Annotated in this window: 10 protein-coding genes and 1 pseudogene; all 11 read left to right on the top strand. The window is 61.1% G+C overall.

Translation table 11 applies throughout. The features are described from left to right. A partial coding sequence (locus VEC01_RS09220; protein ID WP_324900517.1) for a hypothetical protein occupies positions 1–190 on the top strand: 190 nt, incomplete at its 5' end. A gap of 341 nt (positions 191–531) precedes the next feature. Then, positions 532–678: a hypothetical protein gene (locus VEC01_RS09215; RefSeq protein ID WP_324900516.1), complete on the top strand. Its 147-nt coding sequence runs from the start codon at positions 532–534 to the stop codon at positions 676–678. Positions 679–742: 64 nt separating this feature from the next. Next, on the top strand, positions 743–1,327 hold the full coding sequence (locus VEC01_RS09210; protein ID WP_324900515.1) for an A24 family peptidase: 585 nt from the start codon (positions 743–745) through the stop codon (positions 1,325–1,327). Positions 1,328–1,373: 46 nt separating this feature from the next. Then, on the top strand, positions 1,374–2,213 hold the full coding sequence (cpaB, locus tag VEC01_RS09205; RefSeq protein WP_324900514.1) for a Flp pilus assembly protein CpaB: 840 nt from the start codon (positions 1,374–1,376) through the stop codon (positions 2,211–2,213). Between the two features lie 57 nt (positions 2,214–2,270). Then, positions 2,271–3,812: a type II and III secretion system protein family protein gene (locus tag VEC01_RS09200; RefSeq protein WP_324900518.1), complete on the top strand. Its 1,542-nt coding sequence runs from the start codon at positions 2,271–2,273 to the stop codon at positions 3,810–3,812. 12 nt (positions 3,813–3,824) lie between these two features. Next, positions 3,825–4,097: a hypothetical protein gene (locus tag VEC01_RS09195; RefSeq protein ID WP_324900513.1), complete on the top strand. Its 273-nt coding sequence runs from the start codon at positions 3,825–3,827 to the stop codon at positions 4,095–4,097. Positions 4,098–4,214: 117 nt separating this feature from the next. Beyond that, entirely contained in the window at positions 4,215–4,448 is a 234-nt protein-coding gene (locus VEC01_RS09190; protein WP_324900512.1) for a Flp family type IVb pilin, read from the top strand. Between the two features lie 155 nt (positions 4,449–4,603). Further along, positions 4,604–5,887, top strand: coding sequence for a pilus assembly protein TadG-related protein (locus VEC01_RS09185; RefSeq protein ID WP_324900511.1), 1,284 nt, complete (start codon positions 4,604–4,606; stop codon positions 5,885–5,887). A 7-nt stretch (positions 5,888–5,894) separates the two neighbouring features. After that, positions 5,895–6,335, top strand: coding sequence for a TadE/TadG family type IV pilus assembly protein (locus VEC01_RS09180; RefSeq protein WP_324900510.1), 441 nt, complete (start codon positions 5,895–5,897; stop codon positions 6,333–6,335). Next, a complete protein-coding gene (locus VEC01_RS09175) occupies positions 6,332–6,778 on the top strand; it encodes a TadE/TadG family type IV pilus assembly protein (RefSeq protein ID WP_324900509.1) in 447 nt (148 codons plus the stop codon). Before VEC01_RS09180 ends, VEC01_RS09175 begins: the two co-directional genes overlap by 4 nt. 18 nt (positions 6,779–6,796) lie before the next feature. Continuing rightward, positions 6,797–7,114: pseudogene (locus VEC01_RS09170) on the top strand (histidine kinase); the annotation flags it as partial.

Here is a 7,114-nt window from a genome sequence, read left to right as displayed (position 1 = left end):
GGCCGAGGTGACCAAGCTGTGCGAAACCATCAGCAAGGATTATCCGAACTCGATCTTCTTCACCAGCAAGCTGGTCTTCGAGCAAGACAACTGGTTCACGCGCCTGCTGCACAACCAGGCGGCGCTGGCGATCCAGCGGCGGCTGCACTTCGAGAGCCTGCAGATGGTGATCCTGCCGATGAAAGTCTGATTTTCGACGCATCGCCTCCGGGTATACACGCGCGACTTCCCTCCACAACGCTGCACTCCCGCCAGTTCCGGGCAAAACCGGACTGGCCGGGGGCGTCTCCTTGCCTCTGCATTTCTAAACATCAATCTTGCCACCCGGCTTGCATTGAACTTTGCAAGCCACTTCTCCTAGTCGGTTTGTCCTGCCCGTCCCGCCAAAAATAAGGCGAACTGTCCCGGCCAAGTAAGGACACTTCGCCGATGTCCCGCGATCAACAAATCCGTACGATGAGTCCCGAAGTAAGGAGAAAAGCCGCTCCTTGAGATACGCCCCTCTAAGGGCGAAACCGAACCGGAGAAAGCATGCCGTCCTATGTTGTCTTCACAGTAGCCCTTGCATGTTTTCTGCTGGAAGAGGGCGGTGGTTCACCGGCGGAATACGTGGTACTGGCGTCGATCACCGTCGCGCTCACCTGGCTGGCCGTGCTGGCATTGAACAAGGCGCCGTAGGCCAGGCAATGAACGCAGCGGCTTTAGCGGCCGGACACTCGTTGAACATGTTTTGGGAAGGCTCATGCAAGAACTCGTATCGCTAGTCGAACTTCTGTCCATGCTGGTCCTCGATCCGCGCAGCGCGACACTGCTCGCGCTGCTTGCGATCGCAGCGGTGAGCGACTACCGCAGCTACCGCATTCCGAACTGGCTCACCTTCGGCGGCGCCGCCTTCGCGCTGCTGTACAGCGCGTACGTTCCCTTCGTGCCGGGACTCGGTTTCCTCTGGGCGCTTGGCGGCCTGGCGCTCGGCCTCGTGCTGCTGTTGCCGGCTTATGCATTCCGGGTGATGGGCGCAGGGGATGTGAAGCTGATGGCGATGTGCGGCGCTTTTCTTGGCGTCGATCACATCATTCCCGCCGTCCTGTTGTCGTTCATCGTCGGCGGCGCGGCAGCGATCGGTACCGCCCTCTACCGCCGTGCGCTGGTGCGCATGGCTTCCAACGTGAAGGACATCGGCAAGATCGTGATGATGTCGGCGGCCACCGGTGTCCTGCCGGGCGGCGCACTCAAGGGGATTGCGTCGGTGGGCAAGCTGCCGTACGGGGTCTGTATTGCCGCCGGCACCGCAGGTTACCTGGTGGCCAGGCAACTGGGCTATCTCTAGAAGAGGGCAGTAGCCGGTATCTGATTCAACATCACAGGGCAGGGATATGAAAAACATAAAAGCAATCGCGTTGCTGGTTCTCGCGTTGGTCAGCGGGCTTGCGGCAGCTGTGTATGCCGCCGGCTGGCTGTCCCGGCAGGCGGGCGTGGCGGCGAGCAAGGTGGTGGTGGCGGCGGTGGACGTCGAACTGGGAAGCAAGCTCAATCCGCAGATGCTGACCCTCGTCGACTGGCCCAGCGGCGCGGTACCGCAGGGTGCATTCCACGACATCAAGGCGCTCGAAGAGCGCGTGCTGAAAGCCGGCATCCTGCGCGGCGAGCCCGTCCTGGAAGGCAAGCTGGCGCCGGTGGGGACGCGTGGCGGCCTGTCCGCGGTCATCGCCGAGGGGAAGCGCGCAATGACGGTGCGCGTCAACGATGTGGTCGGCGTGGCGGGGTTTGCGCTGCCGGGCAACTACGTCGACGTGATGGTCAACACGCAGCGCGGCACCGACGCCAGGAACGACGATAACCGGCAGATCAGCAAGACAGTTCTGGAGCATGTGCTTGTGCTTGCGGTGGCGCAGGAAGCGAGCCGAGACGATACCAAGCCTAAGGTGGTCAATGCGGTGACGCTGGAGCTGACGCCGGAAGAATCGGAAAAGCTCGACCTGGCGCGCAGCGTCGGCACGCTGTCCCTGGTCCTGCGCAACCAGGTCGACAAGAAGATGGCGTCCACCAGCGGCGCGACGAAGCGGGAATTGTTCGGCGAGCCGAGCCCCGCCCCCGCTCCGAAGCTGGCGCCGGCCCCGGTCAAGGCGCCGGTCAGGAAGGTGTCGCTGCCCGCCCAATCGTGCGTGGAAGTGATCCACGACGGCAAGCGCGAGCTCAACTGTTTCCAACAATAAGAACCAAGGGAGAATCACGTGCCCAACCGCACTACACCTATCATCCTGGCCGCGGCAATGGCGATGGCCTTCCAGGCGCAGGCCGCGGACAAGCCGGTCGCCGACGCCCCGGGACGCTCTCCGTCCGCGCTCAAGCCATGCAGCACGGTGGTGGTCGACCAGCCGACCAGCGTCACGCTCGGCAAATCGACGGTGGTCAAGCTCGATGCGCCGGCAGTGCGCATGCTGGTAGGCGGCCAGGGATACGGCCGTGCCGGCCGGCCCGCCGACAGCGCCGACAAGGATGACAAGAGCAGCAAGGCGCCGCCGCAGACGACGTATGACGGCGTGGCCGACGTCGATATCACGCTGCTCAGCCCGACCGAGCTGTTCGTCCTCGGCAAGCGGTCGGGATCGATGAACCTGGTCCTGCAAGGCAATGACGGCCGCTGCACCGTCAAGGACATCGTCGTGACCCTCGATCCGGGCACCCTGCAGGCAAAGCTGGCGGAGCTGATGCCGGAGGAGACCGGCATCAAGGTGCGCGGCGCGGAGAACGCGCTGGTGCTGAGCGGCCGGGTCAGCGACGCGATCAAGCTCGATGAAGTGCTGAACCTGGCGACGTCGTACGGCGACGGCAAGAAGGTGGTCAACATGCTGCGCGTGTCGACGCCGCAGCAGGTGATGCTGGAAGTGAAGATCGCGGAGGTGAGCAAGACGCTGCTCGACAAGTTTGGACTGGATTTCGCGCGGCTGACGACGTCCGCTGACGGACTGACTTCGGGCATCGTTTCCGGCATCATCGGCGGGGGCAGCGGCGCGCTCGCTCGCTACACTGGCAACCTCGGCGCAGGAGGCTATCTGACCGGGCTGGGAGGTGCGTCTGCGAGTGGTGCATCGGCGGCAGCGCAAGCCACTCTGGGCGACCCGGTACGCGGATTCCCGACACGCAATGCGACGTTACTGGGCGTCGACGCACAGAAGAAGGATGGCTTGGTGCGGGTACTTGCGGAGCCGAACATCATGGCCATCAGTGGGCAGCAGGCAAGCTTTCTCTCGGGTGGGAAGATCTTCATCCCGGTGGCGCAGGAGAACCGCACCGGCGGCAGCACGATCACTCTGGAAGAAAAGGAATTCGGCGTCGGCCTGAAGTTCATGCCCACTGTCCTGGATGGTACTCGCGTCAACCTGAAGCTGATCTCCGAGGTATCCGAGCTGTCGCAGACCGGCTCGCCGTTCACCTCCTTCAATGGAGTCACTGCGGTACTGCCTTCGATGACCACCCGGCGGGTCGACACCACGGTGCAGTTGAGCGACGGCCAGAGCTTCGCGGTCGCCGGTCTGATCAAGAACAACATGACGGAAACCCTCAACCGTTTCCCCGGCCTGGGCGAGGTGCCGGTGCTCGGCACGCTGTTCCGGTCCACGGAATTCCAGAACGACCAGACTGAGCTGATGTTCATCGTCACTCCGCGCCTGGTCAAGCCGCTGAGCGCCGCAACTACGCTTCCCACCGATAACCATGTTCCGCCCAGCCGTAGCGACGTGCTTTTCATGGGCAAGGCCGAAGGCACTGCACCGGCGAACGAGGCTTCCGCCGGCAAGCCCGAGAACAAGTAAACGGAGACCGACATGGATAAATTGACCGTGGCATTGATCGCAGCGCTGCTCGCCGCATGTTCCACCACGCCGAACTACGACGCGAAATTCGGGGACGCGGTGCGCGAGGCGCGGCTGAAGATGACGCTCAACCCGGACGCGGGCAAGAACGCGGAAGCGACGGACGGCATGGACGGCAAGTCCGCGAAGGAGGCCGTCACGCGCTATCAGGGAACATTCAAGGCGCCGCCGCCGGTGACCAATGTGATCAATATCGGCGGCACGATCAGCGGCGGCGGCAAGTAACGACGCCGTCGCGAAAAAAAGAACCGGATTTTATGTAGGACCGTAGTAGCAGCAGGCGCCCGGCGGCTTCACCGCTGCGGGGCTTAATTCAACTCCATCTCAGGAAGGGAAACACAAATGAAGCAGCTTCTCCAAGGTATCAAAACATCGATCGGCTCCTTTGTCCGCGAGGAAGAAGGCGCGCAAGTGATCGAGTACGCATTGATCATCGCGGTCGTGTCGATCGCACTGGTACTCGGCCTGCAAGGCCTCAACGGCAACTTCCAGGCCTTTATCGCTCGTGTAGCAGCCTGCTTGACCGGCGGTGCATGCACGGCTGGCGGCGGCGGCGGCGGAGGCGGCGGCGCTTAAGGCTGATAAACGCCTGTATCGAACGGCAGTGGCGGCAACACCTTGCAGGGTTGCCCGGCCACTTGCCGGTTCGTAACGGCGAGCTCCACTACATTCAGACATTCCGTTCATTTCACATCCGGGGTCATCATCCCAATTGCTACAAGAGGAAGTTCATGGTGGAAGGGCTCGGTTGGCGGCGGCAGGGCGGTGCGGTCATCATCACCACGGCGCTGCTCCTGCTGTTTCTGTTGGGCTTTGCGGGCATCGCGCTCGATTTCGGGCACCTGTTCGTGGTGCGCTCGGAACTGCAGACCGCGATGGACAGTTGCGCGCTGTCAGCAGCGCAGGAACTCGACGGGCGCGCCGACGCCTTGACGCGGGCGACCAGTGCCGGCATCACCGCAGGTAACCTGAACCGGGTCGACCTGCAATCAGCGAACTGGAGAGGCCAGGGTCAAGTTACAGCAGCCGATATTAAATTTCGAAACGCTAACTTCGTGGAGACGACTGCGCCTGCGGCTGCCAGATATGTGGAGTGTGAGCATACGCAAAGCGGCATAAGCATGTGGCTCCTGCAGGCAATGGGAGCGTTTTTTGGTGATACTGCCACCTATCCGGCAACCCGAAATGTGGGCGCTCGCGCCGTCGCCACGCGCGCCAGCGCGCAGACAACCTGCGCGATTCCGGTCGCCTTAAAACCGAGGATCGACCAGCCGCCAAACTATGGATTCCAGGTTGGCGAGTGGATCACAGTCTACGGCAACCGCACGCCCGGCTCGGGCGAATTGGGATGGTACAACCTGGATGGCACAAGTAGTGCGCACAATACGCGCGGAGAATTATCTGAATACTGCGAAACCACTGTCGACTACACAGGCGAGCTCAGAACACCGGGAGCGCAAACTGGGGTGCATCGCGAGTGGAACTACCGGTTTGGTATTTATCGCAATAACGAGAGCCCGGCAGACTTGGACAAACATCCAGACTTTTCCGGTTACTCCTACACGTCGGAAAACTGGAAGAACCCGGTGCCGCAAAATGCCTGGTCAGGTACACCCGTTACCGGTTCGCATCCGAGCGCACAGAATTTCCTAACCAAGCGAGCCAGATTTGCTTCCTTCGACGACAATGGAACTGACCTCAGACACGGCAGCCAAATTGTCTTTGGCAATGCAGGCGCGCTGAATAGTTATAGGAGCCTGGCCACGCCGGGAAGCGGTGGCGAGCACCAGCGCTTTGGTACCAACCGCAGGGTAGTGCTTGTTCCTGTTCTCTATACCAATAGGAATAGTATCCAGGATTTCGCCTGTATGTTCATGCTGCATCCGCTGACCGGTCCGCATGACCTAGGGCACATGGAATTCCTCGGGAATGCGAGCGATATCAACAGCCCTTGCATACCGAGCGGCACGCCGGGCGGGACAAGTGGGCCGAGAGTTCCGGTCTTGGTTCGGTGAGGGCGATATGAACAAGCGACAGCGCGGAACGGCACTGGTGGAACTTGCATTCGTCCTCCCCTTGCTCCTTTTAGTTAGCGTTCTCACAGTGGAATTTGGACGTGCGGTATATGAATACAACACGGTAACCAAATCGGTGCGCGACGCAGTACGCTACCTATCGATGCACACTCCCGGAACGCATATGTCCGAGGCACGAAACTTAGTGGTGTTTGGGAAAATCAGGTTAGTCGGGGGCGAGACGCCGTTAGCACCGGGGCTGAGTCTGGACCCGAACCGGGTACCCGATCCTATTTGGCGGATCGAGGGTACAGCGCCGGTGATCAATACCGTTACCGTTACCGTGAGAGGTTATCCCTTCGCTTCGCTGTTCACTACCGTGTTCGGCTTCAATTTCGAACCGATAATCTTCAGCGATATCAGTGCAACCATGCGAAGCCAATTATGAACAAGAACCAGAACGGCGCTACTACGATTGAATTCGCACTGTCGTTAATCGTCTTCTTTACCTTTCTGCTGGGTATTGTCGATTTCGGCCGCATGCTCTTTACGTGGTCCGCTGCAAACGAGGCGGCGCGTGTTGGGGCCCGTTACGCGGTGGTGTGTGACGACACTAACAACGAAGCGCAGGTCCTGAGACGCATGCAGGGATTGCTGCCGCAGATCGCTGAGATACGAGTGGTTTGGTACGCGGAAGAAGGGCCTGCTTGCACACCTAGCACCTGTGATGGCGTCACCGTCACCATCGTCAACCTCGACTACCAGTGGATTTCGCCGATCGCCGGCCTCGCCACCCGCATTGCGCCGGTCCGCATGCCGACGTTTTCAACGTATCTGCCGCGGGAAATGATGCGGCAAGACCCGAACAGTGAAGCACTCTGCAGTACGTAACATTCCAGGAATGCACCCATGAAAATCGCTGTAATTTCCAGCAACAAGGACAAGGCGCAAGAGATGCGCAGGATGCTCGAAGCCTTGTCGCACACCGTGGTCTTGTCCGATAGCGGGAACGGACGGCTGCGCGAGCTGGCCGCGCAGGCCGACCTGATCCTGATCGACGGCCTGGCCTGCGAAGCAGGCGACCTTGGCCAGATCGAACAGTTCACCACCGACTACCCGAAAACCGCGGTGATCCTGCTGTGCGCGACGCAGACGCCGGAGTTCCTGATCAACGCGATGCGTGCCGGCGTGCGCGAGGTATTGCCGTCCCCGGTGCCTGCCGGCGCG

This window comes from Noviherbaspirillum sp., assembly GCF_035627455.1.
Lineage (GTDB): Bacteria > Pseudomonadota > Gammaproteobacteria > Burkholderiales > Burkholderiaceae_D > Noviherbaspirillum.
The sequence above is the reverse complement of the archived record's forward strand: the minus strand, read 5'-3'. Positions and strand labels throughout refer to the sequence as shown.